Source organism: Methylobacterium sp. Leaf399, assembly GCF_001424525.1.
Classification (GTDB): domain Bacteria; phylum Pseudomonadota; class Alphaproteobacteria; order Rhizobiales; family Beijerinckiaceae; genus Methylobacterium.
Map to the genome: position 1 here is coordinate 35,689 of NZ_LMQK01000034.1, position 16,074 is coordinate 51,762.

Sequence of the window (16,074 nt, forward strand, 5' to 3'; positions counted from 1 at the left end):
GATCGCGGGCCGTCCCAGGCCCGATCCGCTGTCGAGAACCATGAGTACACCGAGAACTCCCCGCGAAACCCGGGCCGCCGGAAGCACCACCCGCGAGGGCGCAGGTCCGGCCGGCCTCGAACCGCTCGCCGTCCTGCCGGTCTTCGTGCCGCTCGTCGGCAAGCGCGCGGTGCTCGCCGGGTCCAACGGCGGGGCGCCTTGGAAGGTGAAGCTGCTGGCCGCGGCCGGCGCCCACGTCGACGTCTACGCGCCCGAGCCGAGCGAGGAACTGCGCGCGGTGCCGGGGGAGATCGTCGCGGGCTCGGTCACGCTGCACGAGCGCCAGTGGCACCCGGCCGACCTCGACGGCGCCGCCTTCGTCATCGGCGCCATGGAGGACGAGACCGACTGCATCGAATTCGTCGCCGCCGGGCGCCGGGCCGGCGCCATCGTCAACGCCGTCGACCGGCCGCACCTGTGCGACGTGAAGTTCGGCGCCATCGTCAACCGCTCGCCGATGGTGGTCGGCATCTCCACCGAGGGCGCCGCCCCGGTCTTCGGGCAGACGGTGCGGGCCCGCATCGAGGGCATGCTGCCGCGCGGGTTCAAGGCCTGGATCGGGGCGGCGCGGGATTGGCGCGAGGAGGTGACGAGCCGCTTCCACGCCTTTTCCGACCGCCGCGCCTTCTGGGAGCGGTTCACGGATCGCGCCTTCGCCGAACCCGACCGGACGCCCACGAGCCAGGACCTCGCCGAACTCCTCGGCCAGACCGAGGCCGCGCCCAAGGGCGGTGCGGTGACGCTGGTCGGCGCCGGGCCCGGCGACGCCGAACTCCTCACCCTCAAGGCCCTGCGCGCCCTGCGCAACGCCGACGTGATCCTCTACGACGACCTCGTCGCGCCCGAGATCCTCGACTACGCCCGCCGCGAGGCCCGCACCATGCTGGTGGGCAAGACCGGGCACGGCCCGTCCTGCCGCCAGGACGACATCAACGCGCTGATGGTCTCCCTGGCCAAGTCCGGCAAGCAGGTGGTGCGGCTCAAGTCCGGCGATCCGCTGGTGTTCGGCCGGGCCGGGGAGGAGATCGACGCCTGCCGTCTGGCCGGCGTGCCGGTGAGCGTGGTGCCCGGCATCTCGGCGGCGCAGGGCGCGGCGGCCTCGCTCACCGTCTCGCTCACCAACCGCGACGCGGCCCGGCGCCTTCAGTTCGTCACCGGCCACGACCGGCGCGGGGCGCTGCCCGAAGACCTCAACTGGGGGGCGCTGGCCGATCCGAGCGTCACCACCGTGGTCTACATGCCCAAGAAGACGCTGCGGGTGCTGCTGGAACGCGCGGTCGCCGAAGGGCTGGCGCCGACGACCACCGCGCTCCTCGTCTTCAACGCCACCCGGCCCAACCAGGCGGTGGTCGCGGGCACGGCCGCCGACCTCGCCGACCGGGTCGAGGCCTCGGGCCTGGAGGGACCCGCGCTGCTGATGGTGGGCGAGGCGTTGCACCACCACGGCGCCCAGGCGACGGCGGAGGCGGGCGAACGCGGGCAGGTGGCGGTGTGAAGGATCAGGCCCGCAGCCACCGTCCGCCGCCCGCGACGCCGACGAGAAGGACCGCCACCAGGAGGAAGGCCGCCGCCAGGCTGGTGGCATGGGCGAGGACTCCGATCAGCGCCGGCCCGGCCAGCACGCCGGCATAGCCCAGCGTGGTCACTGCCGGGATCGCCAGGCGCTCGGGCATCGCCCGCTGGCGCGCGGCCGCGGTGAACAGCACCGGCACGATGTTGGCGCAGCCGGCCCCGACCAGGGCGTAGCCGGCGAGCGCCGCCGGCCAGCCGGGCACCATCGTGACGACCGCGAGGCCCAGCGCGGCGAGCGCACCGCCGCCGGCGACCACGCGGGCCGGGCCGAGCCGCGTCACGATCGCATCGCCGGTGAGCCGCCCCACCGTCATCGTCACCGAAAAGGCGGCATAGCCGAGGCCGGCCTGCGCCGCCGGGAGCCCGCGCTCCTGCACCAGGAACACCGCGCTCCAATCCAGCGCCGACCCTTCGGTGAGGAACACGACGAAGCAGAGGACGCCGAGGAACAGCACCCGGCCGCGGGGCATCGCGAAGGCGGGCCCGCCGCCGCCGCCGCTCGGCAGGATGCCGGGTAGCGCCGCCACGAAGGCCGCGACGATGCAGGCGACGCCGACGAGGGTGGCGCTCCACGGCGTCAGGCCGAGGCTCAGCATGGCGCTGACCCCGGCGGCCCCGACGATGCAGCCCAGGCTGTAGAGCCCGTGGAAGCCCGACATCATCGGGCGTCCGGCCCGCCGCTCCACCGCCACGGCCTGGAGGTTCATGAGGCAGTCGAGGCAGCCCATCCCGGCCCCGAACAGCACGAGGGCCGCGGTGAGCAGGGCGACGTCGGCCACCGCCGCCAGGACCGGCAGGGTGGCGCAGATGACCGCCACGGCCACGGCGAGGACCGTGCGCGACCCGAACCGGACCGCCATGGCGCCGGCCGTCGGCATCGCCACGAGGGAGCCGATCCCGAGGGCGAGGAGCAGCAGGCCGAGGGCGCCGTCGTCGAGCCCGGTCCGCGCCTTGACGAAGGGCACCAGCGGCGCCCAGGCGGCGACGCCGAACCCGACGATCAGGAACAGGAGGCGGGTGGCCAGGATCTCGGTGGCCGGGATCTTGATGGCCATGATCTCGGTGGGCCGGCCGGTGGCGGACGTCTCGGTCGCGGGGGTCGAGGGCATTCTGGCTTTCGGGGGCTGAGGCGGTGCGACCGCGGGTGTGATGGATCGAGGCGGCGAGCGTGTGACCCTCGCGCATCCCCTCGGAGCGGCACGGGCGACCCTTTGCGGGGTTGCCCGTGCCGCCGCCCTATGGTCTTGGCCCCGGGACCGGTCGGGCGGCGACGGCGCGCCGCGATCGGGAGCGAGGGGTTTTCGACATGCGGCGTGCGCTTCCCATCATCGCTTTCGCCCTGGGTGTCGTGGCGCTGGGCATCGCCAGCGTGTTCGCGTTCCTGCCCGGCGCGCGCGAGGTGTCCACCAGCAGCGTGGGCGGGCCGTTCACGCTGACGACGCAGGACGGGCGACGGGTCACCGAGCGCGATTTCACCGGCGCCACCCACCTCGTGTTCTTCGGCTTCACCCATTGTCCCGACATCTGCCCGACGACCCTGCAGCAGATCGGCGACGTGCTGAAGGCGCTGGGGCCCAAGGGCCGGGACACCAAGGCCCTGTTCATCGCGGTCGACCCCGAGCGCGACACGCCGGCCGCCCTCAAGGCCTATCTCGCCAGCTTCGACCCGCGCATCGTCGGCCTCACCGGCTCGCCCGAGGAGGTCGCCGCGGCGGTGAAGGCCTATCGCGCCTACGTCCGCAAGGTACCGACCAAGGGCGACGACTACACCATGGACCACACCGCGCTGGTCTACATCATGGACGCCAGGAACCGCTTCGCGACCGCCCTCAACCTCGCCCGCCCCCCCGAGCAGAGCGCGGCCGAACTCGGCAAGCTGTTGTGATGCGGTTCCCGCTTGAATCAAGCGGCGACTGTATTGTCGGTCAAGCCATGAGGTCGCTTTCGGCGAAGGTTTTGTCGTCCTTGACCAGGGCGTTGGCGAGGACGACGAGGCGTCGGCCGGTGGCGACGATGGCGACCTTGGCGGGTTTGCCCGCCTCTCGCATCGCTTTGTAGGGCGTCTTGAAGGTCGGGCACGTTCGGGCCGCGACCATGCCGGCCATGTAGAACGCGGTTCTGAGGCAGGGTCGACCGCCCGCGATGGCATGGCGTCCGGGATGGGCCCCGCTCTGGGTGGGATGGGGAGCCATGCCGGCCAGGCTGGCCGCCGCCTTGCAGTCGAGCCTGCCGAGTTCGGGCATGTCGGTGATCAGCACGGTGGCGATGCGCCGGCCGATGCCGGGGATCGAGGTGAGGATGGCGCGTTTGCGGGCGAGGACCTGATCGTCGGCGATGCGTTGATCGAGTTCCGCCTCGATGGCGGCGCAGGCGCCCTCCAGGGCCTCGATCACCGCCCGGTGGCTGTCGGCCACCAGCGGGTCGAGGGCCTGGGGCCAGGCGCGTCTTCTCCATGGCGATCAGTTCGGTGATCTGGCGCCGGCGGGTCGAGAGCGCCTTGAGCCGGACCTGATCGGGCGTGGGCGCAGGGTGCCGATGCTCGGGCATGCGATGAGCAAAGCGCGCGATGAGCGCGGCGTCCAGCCGGTCGGTCTTGGCGATCAGTCCTTCGGCCGTGCGGAACGCTCGGACCCGGCGCGGATCGACCAGGGCGACCGTGAAACCGGCCTCGGCCAGGGCCGTCGTGACGGGATGGGCATAAGGGCCGATCGCTTCCAGGGCGACGCGCAGCACGCCACGCTGGCGCAAGGCGTCGATCAGGCTTTCGATGCCGGCCGGGGTGTTCTCACACCGGAGCGGCTTGGCGGCGGGGTGGAACCCGAGATCGAGGAAATGCTTGCCGACATCGACGCCGGCCACCGGTACGAGGCTGAGCATGGCGGATCCTGTCCTGTACGCGGGCGCCCGCCGGAGCGGAGCCCAACCGACTGTTCGGAGTACGCACACAGGGCGTCCGGGATCGCGCCGATTGACGGTCGCGCCACGATGGCAAAGCACATCTCATCCCGACAGACCTGGAAACCGTCAGATCGCCGGACGCCCAAGCCGCATCAAACCACGGCCAGCCCTCAGGTACAGGGAACCGTATCACCGAGCCCGCGCGGCACCTGAGCGAAGCCCATTTCCGCATCACGAAGTGATCAACCGGAAATGATATGACGCGAAATCCGTTCGATTGCTTTGCAATACGGATCTCGGCTTCGCTCGAGCGCCGCGCGGGCTGAATCACAAGGCGTCCGCCTGAATCAAGCGGACGCCTTGTGATCACTGCGACCGGGCGAGAGGGCGCCGCTGCGGGAGGTGCGCGAGAGGCCGTGCTCGGTCTTGTTCCAGCGGTCGGGCGCGGTGACGAGTTCGATCAGCCCGAGCCAGGCCGCCGCGCTCATGAGCAGGAAGTAGGCCGGCAGCAGCGGCACGAACGGCAGCAAGTCCCACCATCCCCGCCGCACCGCGCCGAGTGCCGCCGGTGCCAGCATCGCGGCAAATCCGGTGAGGAGGATGACGATCGCCGTGCCCGTGGGCAGGTTCGACCAGAAATCCGGCGCCGATTCGATCCGGCCCGGCCAGAGCCCGATCACCGCCGGCAGCATCAGGAACGGGTAGGCGAGGGCGGAGAGCACGGTGCCCGGCACCAGGGCCAGCGCACACAGGGTGCCCGGCAGGCCCAGCTCGCGAAAGGTCCGCAGCGGGTGCCGGCCATGGGTCAGGCTCGTCTGCAGGAAGCCCTTCATCCAGCGGGTGCGCTGGGCCAGCCAGGCGCCGATCCGCGCGGGTGCCTCCTCGATGGTGTCGCTGGGCAGGTCGCCGACGTGATAGCCCGCCCGCGCCAGCCGGATACCGAGGTCGCAATCCTCGGTCACGTTCCAGGCGTCCCAGCCATGGACCGCGCGCAGCACGTCGGTGCGGAAATGGGTCGAGGTGCCGCCCAGCGGCGTCGGCATCTTCCACGCGGCCAGGGCCGGGCCGAGGACGTCGAACAGCGCCCCGTACTCGAGGGCGAACAGGCGGGTGAGCCAGGCGTCGCGGACGTTGTCGATGACGAGGCGGCCCTGGAGGCAGGCGGTCTGGCGCGGGGCGCGGGCGAACCGCGAGGCGGCGGCGCGCAGTTGGCCGGGGTCGGGCACGTCCTCGGCGTCGTAGACCACGAGATGCTCGCCGCGGGCGAGCGGCAGGGCGGCGTTGAGGGCGCGCGGCTTGGTGCGCGGCAGGCCCGGCGGCACCACGATCACCTCGAACCGGCCCGGCAGCGGCGCGGCGGCCAGGGCGGCGGCGGTCTCGCCGTCGTGCGCCTCGATCAAGAGCTTGATGTCGAGCTTGGCCGCGGGATAGTCGAGCCGGCCGAGCGCCAGGATCAGGCGCGGCACCACGGCGGTCTCGCGGTGGAGGGCGACGAGGACGGTGTAGATCGGCAGGTCGATGTCGGCCAGCGGCGGGGCGGTGGCCTCCGGGTCCGGGTCGACCGAGACGGCGGCCACGCGAAAGGTGACGAGGACGAGAAAGCCGATCTGCAGCAGCGTCCAGGCGCCCATGAGCACCGGGGACGGCAGGGCAAGGCAGGCGACCGCGACAGCCCAGAGCCCGAGGCCGGCGGCGGCGAGGGTCGGCGGCGGCGCCCGCGTCTTGAGGGCCCAGTCCGGCCGCCGCACCTGGAGGTCGTCCGCCGCGTGGGCGGCGATGCCGGCGGGATTCTGGGCGAACACGGCCCGGCGCAGGCCGGTCGGCGTCGCGATCGCCGGCATCCGCCCGACCGGGCCACGGCCCTCCAGCAGTTCGCGGATGGCCCGGCCGCGCGGAGCGTAGACGAAGGCGGCACCCGTCCCGGGCAGCAGGGGAGCGAGCCCGGCCACCAGGCTCTCGGGGTAGCGGGTGCCCGGTCCGAGGGGCAGGGGCTCGCTGAGGAAGGGCGCCCCGAGGGCACGGGCCAGGGCCCGGTAATAGGCGTCCTCGCTCACCGTCCCGGTGGCCACCAGCACCGTGGCGGCATCGCTGCCGCAGGCCTCGGCCCGGGCGGCGGCCTCCACGAGCCCGGCCGGCGCGACGCCTTCGGCGAGGAGGAAGCCGATCTCCACCGGGAGCCGGGTGCCGCCGGCCCGCGTTTCCCCGCGAACCGGTCGTCCGGCGTCGCGTCGCGGCCACCTGAAACCCGGGATCGACACCAGAACCGGCTCCCGACGGTTGCGGATCGTGCTAAGCGGGTGCGCGTCGGCAGGCCGACGTTTCGCCCGCCGCGATCCTCGGAGTGCCGCAAGGTCCGGTCGAACAAACCGCACGGCACGTTTGCGGACCCTGCTGAGAGGACCTCGGTGAGCCACAGCCCGTCCGCGCATCGCCAGCGCACCACGCCTGCAACCCTTGCGTCAAGATGCCCGCAGGGATTGCGAACCGCAATCGTCCTGGCCGTTCTGACGCTCGCGGGCGGGGACGGCGCCCTGGCCCAGGGGGCCGAGACTCCCAGAGCCGAGACTCCCACAGCCGAGATCCCGAAGACCGAGGCTTCGAAGACCGACGCTTCGAAGACCGACACTTCGAAATCCGCCGCACCCGGGGTGATGGTGCCCAACCTGTGGAATCCGCGCAGCCGCCAGGAGCGCCTCGAGGCGCCACAGACCGGCCGCCCGGTCCGCTTCCTCACCGACGACGAGTTTCCGCCGCTGCATTTCTCGGGGCCCGACGGCACGCCCACGGGCTTCGTGGTCGAGCTCGCCCGCGCGGTCTGCGAGCGCCTGTCGATCACCTGCACCGTCCAGGCCCGCCGGTTCGATACCCTCCTCGACGCCCTGGCCGAGCGCCAGGGCGACGTGGTCGCCGCGGCGATCCCGCTGACGCCGGCCCTGCGCGCCCGCTTCCTGGCGACGCGGCCGTACTTCCGGTGGCCCGCGCGCTTCGCCGCCCGCAGCGACCGGGGACTGCCGGCGCCCTCGGCCGAGGCCCTGGCCGGGAGGACCGTGGCGGTGTTGGGCGGCAGCGCGCATGCGGCCTACCTCAAGGCGTTCTTTCCCAAGGCCTTGGCCAAGGACTTCACCGATCTCAGCGCGGCGCAGGGCGCGCTCAAGCGCGGCGAGACCGACTATTTGTTCTCCGACGGCCTCACCCTCGCCCTCTGGATCGGCGGCACCGAGGCCGAGGGCTGCTGCGGCTTCCTCGGCGGCGACTACCTGGAGAACCGCTACTTCGGCGAGGGCATCGGCTTCGTCGCCCGCCGCGAGGACGTCGCCCTGTCCCGCGCCCTGGACGACGCCCTGCAGCGGCTGTGGGACGAGGGCAAGTACACCGAGATCTACCTGCGCTTCTTCCCGGTGAGCCCGTTCTGACCGCCGGGCTCGCCGGTCAGACCACCCGGCGCGACACCAGCCCCACCGCCGTCACCAGCGAGAGCGCCGCGACGGTGATCATCACGCCCCAGGCCGGCAGGGCCGCGGCCCAGCCTTCGCCCAGCGCCATCTGGTAGGCCTCGATCGCCCAGGCGTTGGGCGTGAACCAGCCCGCCTCCTGCAGCCAGGGCGGCATCAGGAAGCGCGGCACCATGCTGCCGCCCACCGCCGAGAGCAGGAGTACGCCGAAGGTCGAGGCCAGATGCGCCTGCTGGCGGGTGGAGGCCGCGGCACAGGCCGCCAGCGCCAAACCGGCCGCCATCGCCGATACGAGGAGCGAGGTCGCGAGCCAGGACGCCAGATGCGGGCCGACGTCGACCCCGTAGAACAGGGTGGCGGCGGTGAAGATGAGCCCGGCCTGGAGCACGCCCTGCACCACCAGGAAGCCGAACTTGCCGACCACGATCACCGCCAGGCCGCCGGGGCCGGCCATCAGGCGGTCGGCGAGGCCCGACTGGCGCTCCTCCACCAGGGACATCGCCCCCTGCATGGCGGCAAACAGCAGGAACACCGCGGTGATGGCGCCAGCATAATAGCCGACCCGCTCGTTGGCCTGGCCCGAGGACGTCGAGCGGCGCTCCACCAGGGAGGCGAAGGAGAACGGCTCCTTGCGCGCCCGCTGCTCGGCGAAGGCGGAGGTGAGGAAGGCGCGCTCGTCCGGCCCGATCTTGCCCGAGCGTTCGACGTCGGCGACGATCCGCGCCAGCACCACGTCGGGCAGCGATTCGTTGAGGACCCGCTGTAGCTGGCCCAGGGCGATCGGCGTCGCCAGGGCGCGGGCCGGGTTCTCGACGAGGACGACGGGCTGGGCGGCCTCGTCCTTGCCGGCGCCGGCGTCGAGGTCGCCGCGCAGGACGAGGGCGGCATCGACCTCGCCGCGGCGGACGGACGCCGTGGCCTGCGCGATGGAGGTGGCGCGCAGCATCTCGATGCGCAGCGAGGGATCCTCGGAGAGGGCGGCGACCAGGCGCTGGGTGGTGGCGCTGCCGACGAGGTCGACGAGGCCGAGGTGGATGCGAATGCGGTCGCCGATGGCGCCCGAGAAGATCGCCGCGAAGATCACGAAGATCACGGTCGGCAGCACGAACGCCATCGCCAGGGCGGCGCGGTCGCGCAGCAGGCTCAGGAGCATGACCCGGAAGGCGGCACCGATCACGACGGGCTCCTTGCCACGATGCGCGGATGGCCCCGGTCGACCGGGGCGGGGTCGAGGGCGGCGCGGTAGAGGGTCTCGACGCCCGGCGCGCGGATGCGGATTTCGCCCACCGGCACGCCCTGGCCGCGCAGGGCGGACAGGAGGGCGGCGCCCTCCGGCCCGCCGCGATGGGTCGCCCGCCAGGTCAGGCCGGTATCGACGGGGGTGAAGCCCGCGCCGCGCAGGGCGGCGGTGGCCGCCGCGTCGGGCAGGTCGACGAGGGCGACCTCGTGCTCGGGCGCGCCCTGGTGCAGGCGAGCGAGGAGGTCGGACAGGCGACCCTCCTGGACGATCCTGCCGCCGGCCATGACCGCGATGCGGTCGGCGAGGCGCTCGACCTCGGCGAAATCGTGGCTGGCGATGAGGATCGCCGCACCCTCCGCCCTCAGGCGCGCGAGCACCGCGTGGATCGCGGCCCTGGCGGCGAGGTCGACGCCCTGCGTCGGCTCGTCGAGGAGGACGAGCCGCGGCCGCGCCATCAGGCTCGCGGCGATGTTGACCCGGCGCTGGTAGCCGCCCGAGAGCAGCCCGACCGGCCGGCGGGCGACGTCGGCGATGTCGGCCAGGTCGAGGGCGGCCCGCACCAGGGCGGGGCGCTCGCGCCGCGTGAGGCCGGAGAGCTGTGCGAACACGTCGAGGTTCTCGGCGACGCTCAGGCGCGGGTAGAGGGCGATGTCCTGGGGCACCCAGCCGATGCCGCCACGGATGGCGCGCTCGCGGTAGGGGTCGGCCCCGGCGATCCGTACGGTCCCGGATTCCGGCGGCAGCCGGCCGGCGACGAGGCGCATCAGCGAGCTCTTGCCCGCACCGTTGGGGCCGAGCAGCGCCAGGGTCTCGCCCGCGTCGAGGACGCAGTCGACCCCCTCCACCACCCGGCGCCCGCGATAGGAGAGCGAGGCCCCCCTGACCCGGACCAGGGGCACGTCCGGCTGGCTCATCGCGCGCGGATGGGTCAGCGCGGCGGCAGGGCGCGCGAGAGGCGGACCCGCACCGACAGGCCGGGTTCGCGCACGGCGATGTGGGCGCGCTCGAAATCGGGCCGGGCGCCGCGCACGGCCTCGCCGGAAAAGCCGTAGGGCTCCATCGGCAGGCCGAGGCCGGTCCGGTCGAGCCGGCCGTTGCCGTTGACGTCCTGGAAGACGGCGACCGCATAGGTCCCCGGCGCGACGTCCTGGAGGACGACCCGCTGGAGCGTGCCCCGAACCGGGGCGTCCTGCCCGGTCCGGCAGTTCGCCTCGGAGAGGCCGCCCTGGCAGAGCGCGACGTACAGGTTGCTCTGCACCGGCTCGATCCCGTCGACGGTGACCTCGACGGTGGCGGCGGCGGCGATCCCCGTCAACGACAGGCCCAGGACGGCGCGAGCGGCCCAGCGCAGCACGCTCACGTGGCCTCGCCCGAGGTCGCGAGCGGGGGCGTGGTGGGTAGCCCGGAGGTCTCGACGGGCACGCGGCCGGCGGCAAGCTCCTCCATGAGCAGCCGGGCGGTGATGCGCGCGCCCTCGTAGATCACCGGCAGGCCCGAACCCGGGTGGGTGCCGCCGCCGACGAGGTAGAGCCCCGGCCCGAAGCGGTTGTGGGGCCGGAAGTACAACATCTGCATCAGGTCGTGGGCGAGATTGAAGGTGGCGCCCTCGTGGACGAAGAAATCGTCGCGCCACTGGGTCGGGTCGACGATGCGCTCGTAGCGGATGCGGCCCTCGATGTCGCCGAGGCCCAGGAGCTTGAGGCGGTCGAGGACGAGGCGGCGGTAGTCCGCCCGTACGCCCGGCCAGTCGATGCCAGCCTTGAGGTTGGGCACCGGCACGAGCACGTAGAGGCTGGTGTGGCCGGGGGGCGCCATGCCGCCGTCGGTGAAGCCCGCGTGCTGGACGTAGAGCGAGGGCTGCTGCGACAGCGTGCCGTCGGTGATCTCGCGGATGTTGCGGGCGTAATCGTCGGCGAGCAGGATGGTGTGGTGGCCCAGCGCGTCCGGCACGCTCCCCTCGATGCCGAGGTAGAGCATGAAGGTGGAGCACGAGAGGCGCGCCTTGGCGACCTTGGCGTCGCGCCAGCGCGGCCGATGGGTCTCGGGCACCAGGTCCGGCACGACACGGGCGAAGTCGCCGTTGATCACCACCGCGTCGGCGCCGATGCGCTCGCCGCCGACGATGACGCCGTCGGCCTTCTTTCCGGTGAAGGTGACGCGCTCGACCGCGGCGTTGAGCCGGACGTCGACGCCCATGCGCCGGGCGAGGTTGGCCATCGCCTCGGAGACCGCGCCGCAGCCCCCGACCGGGTGATAGACGCCGTGCTCGTATTCGAGGAACGAGAGGATCGTGAACAGGCTCGGGCACCGGAACGGCGACATCCCGAGGTATTTGGTCTGGAACGCGAAGGCCAGGCGGATGCGCGGGTCCTTGAAGTAGCGCTTCAGGTCCTGGTCGACGCTGCGGCCCGGGTGGAGGTGGGGCAGGGCCGTGAGCATCGCCGGCGAGGCCATCGAGCGCAGGGTGTGGAAGGCCTGCTGCAGGATCGGCTTGAAGAACTTCAGCTTGACGCGGTTGTCCGCGAAGAACTTGCGCACGTTCGGGGCGTCGCCGGGGGCGATGCGGGCGACCTCGGCCTCGAGCCGGTCCATGTCATTGGTGGCGCGGATCTCGCCGCCCGACTCGAACACGAGGTGATACTGCGGATCGAGCCGCTCGAGCTTGATGTGGTCCTCGAGCCGCTCACCGCAGGATTCGAAGATGTCGGCGAGGATCTGCGGGTAGAGGAAAAAGGTCGGCCCTATGTCGAACCGGAAACCGCCCGGCGCCTCGACCGTCTTGGTGCGCCCGCCGACCGCCTCGTCCTTCTCCAGGACGGTGACGTGGACCCCCGCCTTGGCGAGGAGCAGGGCCGTCGCCAGGCCACCGGGACCGGCACCGACGATGATGACTCGGCGTCCGGACAAGGTCCGCAAGCCGTCCCGTGACTGAAGCAACGCTCACAACTCCCGATGCCTGGGGGCCTACGCGGCGATCATAGCGCACTCGCCCGCGCAGCCGAAACGAGGCGGGGCCGGCCGGTTGGAACCCCGGGGCCGCCGCGTACCGACTGGGGGCAACATCGGCTACGCTTGGGTATGCGACAATTGCCACCGATTGTCGCGCATCGCACGCGACCGGCCCGCCAGATGGTGCAACGCGATGGCGCCGGCGGTGGCGACGTTGAGGGAATCGAAGCCCGGCGCCATCGCGATCCGCAGGGTCCGCGCCCTGGCCATGACCTCGGGCGCCAGGCCCGGCCCCTCCGTGCCGAGCAGGAGCAGGGCGCGCGGAACGTGGTCGAGGCGGTCGAGGTCGGTGCGTCCCCGCGGCGTCATGGCCAGCGGCACCAGGTCGTGCCGCTCGGCGAGGTCGAGGAGGGCATGTCCATCGGCCACGCGCACCGAGGGCACGATCAGGGCGGCGCCCGCCGAGACCCGGATCGCCTTGCGGTAGAGCGGATCGCAGGTGGCGGCGTCGCGCAGGACCGCGTCGACGCCGAAGGCGGCGGCGTTGCGGAAGATCGCGCCGACGTTGTCGTGGTTGGTGAGCCCGAGGAGGCCGACGACGAGGGCCCCGGCCGGGGCATGGGGGATCGATGCCTCGGGGTCGGGCGCCGGGCCGGCCACCCCCACCGCGAGCACGCCGCGGTGGATCGGAAAGCCGGCGATGGCGCTCATGACCGCGCGCGAGGCGACGTAGACCGGCGGAGGGGCGGGCAGGGCCGCGATCGCCCCCGTCAGGCCCTCGACCCGCTCGGGCAGCAGCAGGATCGAGTCGAGGGAAAAGCGGGACCGCGCCGACAGGGCGATGCGCAGGGTGACCTCGCCCTCGACGACGAAGCGCCCGGCCCGTCCGATCAGGTCGCGCTCGCGCATCGCGCCGTAGGCGGCGATGCGCGGATCGGCGGGGTCGTCGATGGCAACGACGTCGGGCACGCCCGCGTCACGCCTCCGGGGCGCGTCCCCCCATCCGGATCGCCAGCGGGTCGGCCTCCGCCTTGGTCGGCACCTTCACCAGGGCCTCGCCGTCGAGGACGACCTCGCCGGCGACGGAACAGGTGCACTTGAGGCGGGCGCGGCGGCGCTCGGGCACCAGCTCGGCCACCTCGACCTTCACCTCGACGGTGTCGCCGATGCGCACCGGCGCGCGAAAGTTCAGGGTCTGGGAGATGTAGATGGCCCCCGGACCGGGCAGGCGGGTGCCGAGCACCGCCGAGATCAGCCCGGCGGTGTAGAGGCCGTGGGCGATGCGGGTGCCGAAGGGGGTGCGCGCCGCGAAATGCTCGGAGAGGTGGATGGGGTTGCGGTCGCCGGTGATCTCGGCGAAGCCCACCACGTCGGACGAGGCGATGACCTTGAGCAGCGTCTCGGACATGCCGAGTTCGAGATCCTCGAAATAGAGGACGCGCAGTTCGGGCATCATCGTCGGGGTCTCCGTGTCGCGGTCGCCCGATACGGGCAGGGGCTCGTTGCAGGCGAGGGCTTGGTGCAGGCGAGGGCTTGGTGCCGCAGGGGCCGTCCATCGCCCTTCACACAGGCGAACACTCAAATCCAGCCCGCCGCCACCTGAAAATGCGCCCTCGACACGCGCGTGGCGGATGCGCCATGAGGCCGGGCCTTCGGAGTATCGGCCAACCCCATGCCTCGCCAGACTACCCCCGACCCGGCCCTGCGCCCGGTGGTCGCCCGCGTCGCCGGGCTGAACCTCGCCTATTTCGGCATCGAGATCGTCGTCGCCCTCGCGATCGGCTCGGTGGCCCTCATCGCCGACAGCCTCGACTTCCTGGAGGACGCGGCGATCAACCTGCTGATCTTCGCCGGCATCGGCTGGAGCCTGCGCAACCGGGCCCGCCTCGGGATGGCGCTGGCCGCCATCCTGATGCTACCGGCGATCGCCACCGCCTACGCCGCCTGGCAGAAGTTCGCGACGATGGCGCCCCCCGACCCGATCCCGCTGACGCTCACCGGACTCGGGGCGCTCGCCGTGAACCTCACCTGTGCCGCCATGCTCAGCGCCCACCGCGACGGCGGCGGCAGCCTGACGCGGGCCGCCTTCCTCTCGGCCCGCAACGACGCCTTCGCCAACCTCGCCATCATCGCGGCGGGGCTCGCCACGGCGATGACGCTCTCGCCCTGGCCCGACCTCGTGGCGGCGGCGGGCATCGCCGTCCTCAACGCCGATTCGGCCGGCGACATCGTCCGTGCAGCCCGCGCCGAATGGCGGGCCGCGCGGGCGGGCGAGGAGACGACCCGATGAGCCTGCGCCTGTTCCCGATCTCGGACCTCCACCTCGAACGGCGGCGGCCGGACCTGATTCCGCCGCCGAGCCGGCCGTTCGACGTCCTCGTCTGCGCCGGGGACATGCACGAGGGCCGGCCCGAGCGGGGGCTGGCCGCCCTGCTGGCTCTGGCCGGCGAGCGCCCGATCGTGCTGGTACCGGGCAACCACGAGCGTTACGCCCCCACCGGCGACGGCCGCACCGCCCCCGAACTCATGGCGGCGCTGGGCGCGGAGGTCGCCCGAATCAACGGGGGCGGAGGAATGCCCCGCTTCCACCTCCTCCAGGACGCCGAGGCGGTCGTGATCGCGGGCGTGCGCTTCGTGGGCACTACCCTGTGGAGCGACTGGTCGCTCGCCGGCCGCTGGCTCGACCCGGCCGATCCCGAGCACCCCGGCGACCCCGTCGCCTACGCGGCCGCACGGATGACCGACCCGGTCACCGGCTCGCGCGAGTTCCGCGGCGCGATCCGCAACGGCGACGGCTCGGTGTGGTCGCCGGGCGACGCGATGGCGGCCCATGCCCGCGAGCGCGCGACCCTCATGGCCGCCCTCTCCGTGCGTCACGCCGGCCCGACCGTGGTCGTCACCCACCACCCCGCCGGCACCATGGCGGCCGACGCGTTCCGCGACGCGCCGGGCGTGCCCTGGTGGCTACCGGCCTTCTACGCCAGCCGCGTCCTCGACGACCTCCCCGATTCCGACCGGCCGGACCTGTGGATCTCGGGTCATTTCCACGCGGGCCACGACATCCGGGTCGGGCGGACCCGGTGGGTGGCGAATCCGGTGGAGGGGGGGAGCTTCAAGTCCGACAGGATCATCGAGGTGGGGTGACCCGTCATCGACGCAGGAAGCCGGTTCCCACCTCCGGCTTCGATGCTCTAGGATCGGCTCATGAGGCGCCAGGACGCAGTGACCATCTTGAAGGCGATCGAGCCGGACATCCGGGCATTCGGGGTCGAAAGCCTGTCGATCTTCGGTTCCGTCGCCCGCGACGAGGCAGAGGCCCGATCGGACCTCGACGTCTTCGTGGATCCTGGAACGGACGCCTTCTACGGCTTGCGAAACTACGTCGGTGCCTACAGGCGTCTGGTGGAGGCCTTTCCCGGCGTCACGATCGGTTACTCCACTCGCCAGGGGCTCGCATCGGCCGTCCGACCGACGGTGGAACGTGAGGCCGTCCGCGTCTTCTGATGGCAGCAAGCCGAAACCCAAGGATACGTCTCGAACACATTCGAGCCGAGATCCGGGATCTCTCCGAAGCCACCCGCGGGCTGACACCGGAGGCTTTTGCGGCCTCCTACGTCCTGCGACGCACCACGGAACACGCGATCCTCATCATTTCGGAAGCGGTGAGGGCGCTTCCTCTCGAGCTGACGGACCGTCATCCCGGTCCGGCCTGGGCCGACATCAAAGGCATCGGGAATATCCTGCGCCACGATTACTTCGCGGTCGAGGCGCCGGTACTATGGAACATCCTGTCCGAACATCTCCCCATTCTGGCGCCGGTCGTCGACGCGATGCTGCGGGAACTCGACGAGGACTGACGATCGCGCGGGGCCTCGTGAAACCGGCCCGCCGTCCCGAGCGTAAGGTCATGGAAGGTGCACCGTC

At 72.3% G+C, this 16,074-nt stretch carries 15 protein-coding genes and 1 pseudogene; 7 read left to right on the top strand and 9 right to left on the bottom strand.

The window, feature by feature from the left end; translation table 11 throughout:
* The first annotated feature begins 40 nt into the window (after positions 1–40).
* Positions 41–1,534: a siroheme synthase CysG gene (gene cysG / locus ASG40_RS18615; RefSeq protein WP_055889095.1), complete on the top strand. Its 1,494-nt coding sequence runs from the start codon at positions 41–43 to the stop codon at positions 1,532–1,534.
* Between the two features lie 4 nt (positions 1,535–1,538).
* Here the strand turns inward: cysG and ASG40_RS18620 are convergent, their stop codons facing one another.
* A complete protein-coding gene (locus ASG40_RS18620) occupies positions 1,539–2,720 on the bottom strand; it encodes an MFS transporter (protein ID WP_200944282.1) in 1,182 nt (393 codons plus the stop codon).
* A gap of 197 nt (positions 2,721–2,917) precedes the next feature.
* Here ASG40_RS18620 and ASG40_RS18625 point away from each other — a divergent pair, with 197 nt between their 5' ends.
* Positions 2,918–3,496 carry an SCO family protein gene (locus ASG40_RS18625; protein ID WP_055889098.1) on the top strand — a complete coding sequence of 193 codons (579 nt, stop codon included), beginning with the start codon at positions 2,918–2,920 and terminating at the stop codon, positions 3,494–3,496.
* Between the two features lie 40 nt (positions 3,497–3,536).
* Here the strand turns inward: ASG40_RS18625 and ASG40_RS18630 are convergent.
* Together ASG40_RS18630 and ASG40_RS22295 are read right to left on the bottom strand one after the other, a co-directional pair.
* Positions 3,537–4,488, bottom strand: a pseudogene (locus tag ASG40_RS18630) (IS110 family transposase).
* A gap of 368 nt (positions 4,489–4,856) precedes the next feature.
* Positions 4,857–6,680, bottom strand: coding sequence for a glycosyltransferase family 2 protein (locus tag ASG40_RS22295; protein WP_055889101.1), 1,824 nt, complete (start codon positions 6,678–6,680; stop codon positions 4,857–4,859).
* Between the two features lie 408 nt (positions 6,681–7,088).
* On the opposite strand from ASG40_RS22295, the gene ASG40_RS18640 reads away from it, so the two are divergent.
* Positions 7,089–7,922 (top strand): transporter substrate-binding domain-containing protein, encoded by an 834-nt coding sequence (locus ASG40_RS18640; protein ID WP_055889438.1) that lies wholly within the window; start codon positions 7,089–7,091, stop codon positions 7,920–7,922.
* A 16-nt stretch (positions 7,923–7,938) separates the two neighbouring features.
* Here ASG40_RS18640 and ASG40_RS18645 read toward each other — a convergent pair whose 3' ends face one another.
* The 6 genes from ASG40_RS18645 to croR form a co-directional block, all read right to left on the bottom strand.
* On the bottom strand, positions 7,939–9,138 hold the full coding sequence (locus ASG40_RS18645; RefSeq protein ID WP_055889104.1) for an ABC transporter permease: 1,200 nt from the start codon (positions 9,136–9,138) through the stop codon (positions 7,939–7,941).
* The gene (locus ASG40_RS18650) at positions 9,135–10,115 is read right to left on the bottom strand and encodes an ABC transporter ATP-binding protein (protein ID WP_055889108.1); all 981 of its coding nucleotides are present in this window, start codon (positions 10,113–10,115) and stop codon (positions 9,135–9,137) included. The genes ASG40_RS18645 and ASG40_RS18650 overlap by 4 nt, the downstream gene beginning before the upstream one ends.
* Before the next feature lie 14 nt (positions 10,116–10,129).
* Positions 10,130–10,561, bottom strand: coding sequence for a DUF2141 domain-containing protein (locus ASG40_RS18655; RefSeq protein WP_244480658.1), 432 nt, complete (start codon positions 10,559–10,561; stop codon positions 10,130–10,132).
* Positions 10,558–12,138: a phytoene desaturase family protein gene (gene crtI, locus ASG40_RS18660; RefSeq protein ID WP_055889111.1), complete on the bottom strand. Its 1,581-nt coding sequence runs from the start codon at positions 12,136–12,138 to the stop codon at positions 10,558–10,560. Before crtI ends, ASG40_RS18655 begins: the two co-directional genes overlap by 4 nt.
* A 129-nt stretch (positions 12,139–12,267) precedes the next feature.
* Positions 12,268–13,119: a TrmH family RNA methyltransferase gene (locus ASG40_RS18665; protein ID WP_055889115.1), complete on the bottom strand. Its 852-nt coding sequence runs from the start codon at positions 13,117–13,119 to the stop codon at positions 12,268–12,270.
* Between the two features lie 7 nt (positions 13,120–13,126).
* Positions 13,127–13,606 carry a 3-hydroxybutyryl-CoA dehydratase gene (croR, locus tag ASG40_RS18670; protein WP_055889117.1) on the bottom strand — a complete coding sequence of 160 codons (480 nt, stop codon included), beginning with the start codon at positions 13,604–13,606 and terminating at the stop codon, positions 13,127–13,129.
* 216 nt (positions 13,607–13,822) lie between these two features.
* Here croR and ASG40_RS18675 point away from each other — a divergent pair, with 216 nt between their 5' ends.
* The 4 genes from ASG40_RS18675 to ASG40_RS20870 are packed head-to-tail and all read left to right on the top strand — an operon-like array spanning position 13,823 to position 16,007.
* The gene (locus ASG40_RS18675; RefSeq protein WP_055889120.1) at positions 13,823–14,440 is read left to right on the top strand and encodes a cation transporter; all 618 of its coding nucleotides are present in this window, start codon (positions 13,823–13,825) and stop codon (positions 14,438–14,440) included.
* Positions 14,437–15,294, top strand: a complete 858-nt coding sequence (locus ASG40_RS18680; RefSeq protein WP_055889123.1) for a metallophosphoesterase — start codon at positions 14,437–14,439, stop codon at positions 15,292–15,294. Before ASG40_RS18675 ends, ASG40_RS18680 begins: the two co-directional genes overlap by 4 nt.
* A 60-nt stretch (positions 15,295–15,354) precedes the next feature.
* Positions 15,355–15,654 carry a nucleotidyltransferase family protein gene (locus tag ASG40_RS18685; protein WP_055889126.1) on the top strand — a complete coding sequence of 100 codons (300 nt, stop codon included), beginning with the start codon at positions 15,355–15,357 and terminating at the stop codon, positions 15,652–15,654.
* Positions 15,654–16,007, top strand: coding sequence for a HepT-like ribonuclease domain-containing protein (locus ASG40_RS20870; RefSeq protein WP_082494594.1), 354 nt, complete (start codon positions 15,654–15,656; stop codon positions 16,005–16,007). Before ASG40_RS18685 ends, ASG40_RS20870 begins: the two co-directional genes overlap by 1 nt.
* Positions 16,008–16,074 lie beyond the last annotated feature (67 nt).

What these genes read in the sequence shown, in the direction of transcription:
- cysG (WP_055889095.1), top strand. Translation starts at nt 41, where the DNA reads ATGAGTACACCGAGAACTCCCCGCGAAACCCGGGCCGCCGGAAGCACC.
- ASG40_RS18620 (WP_200944282.1), bottom strand. Translation starts at nt 2,720, where the DNA reads ATGCCCTCGACCCCCGCGACCGAGACGTCCGCCACCGGCCGGCCCACC.
- ASG40_RS18625 (WP_055889098.1), top strand. Translation starts at nt 2,918, where the DNA reads ATGCGGCGTGCGCTTCCCATCATCGCTTTCGCCCTGGGTGTCGTGGCG.
- ASG40_RS18650 (WP_055889108.1), bottom strand. Translation starts at nt 10,115, where the DNA reads ATGAGCCAGCCGGACGTGCCCCTGGTCCGGGTCAGGGGGGCCTCGCTC.
- croR (WP_055889117.1), bottom strand. Translation starts at nt 13,606, where the DNA reads ATGATGCCCGAACTGCGCGTCCTCTATTTCGAGGATCTCGAACTCGGC.
- ASG40_RS18675 (WP_055889120.1), top strand. Translation starts at nt 13,823, where the DNA reads ATGCCTCGCCAGACTACCCCCGACCCGGCCCTGCGCCCGGTGGTCGCC.
- ASG40_RS18680 (WP_055889123.1), top strand. Translation starts at nt 14,437, where the DNA reads ATGAGCCTGCGCCTGTTCCCGATCTCGGACCTCCACCTCGAACGGCGG.
- ASG40_RS18685 (WP_055889126.1), top strand. Translation starts at nt 15,355, where the DNA reads ATGAGGCGCCAGGACGCAGTGACCATCTTGAAGGCGATCGAGCCGGAC.
- ASG40_RS20870 (WP_082494594.1), top strand. Translation starts at nt 15,654, where the DNA reads ATGGCAGCAAGCCGAAACCCAAGGATACGTCTCGAACACATTCGAGCC.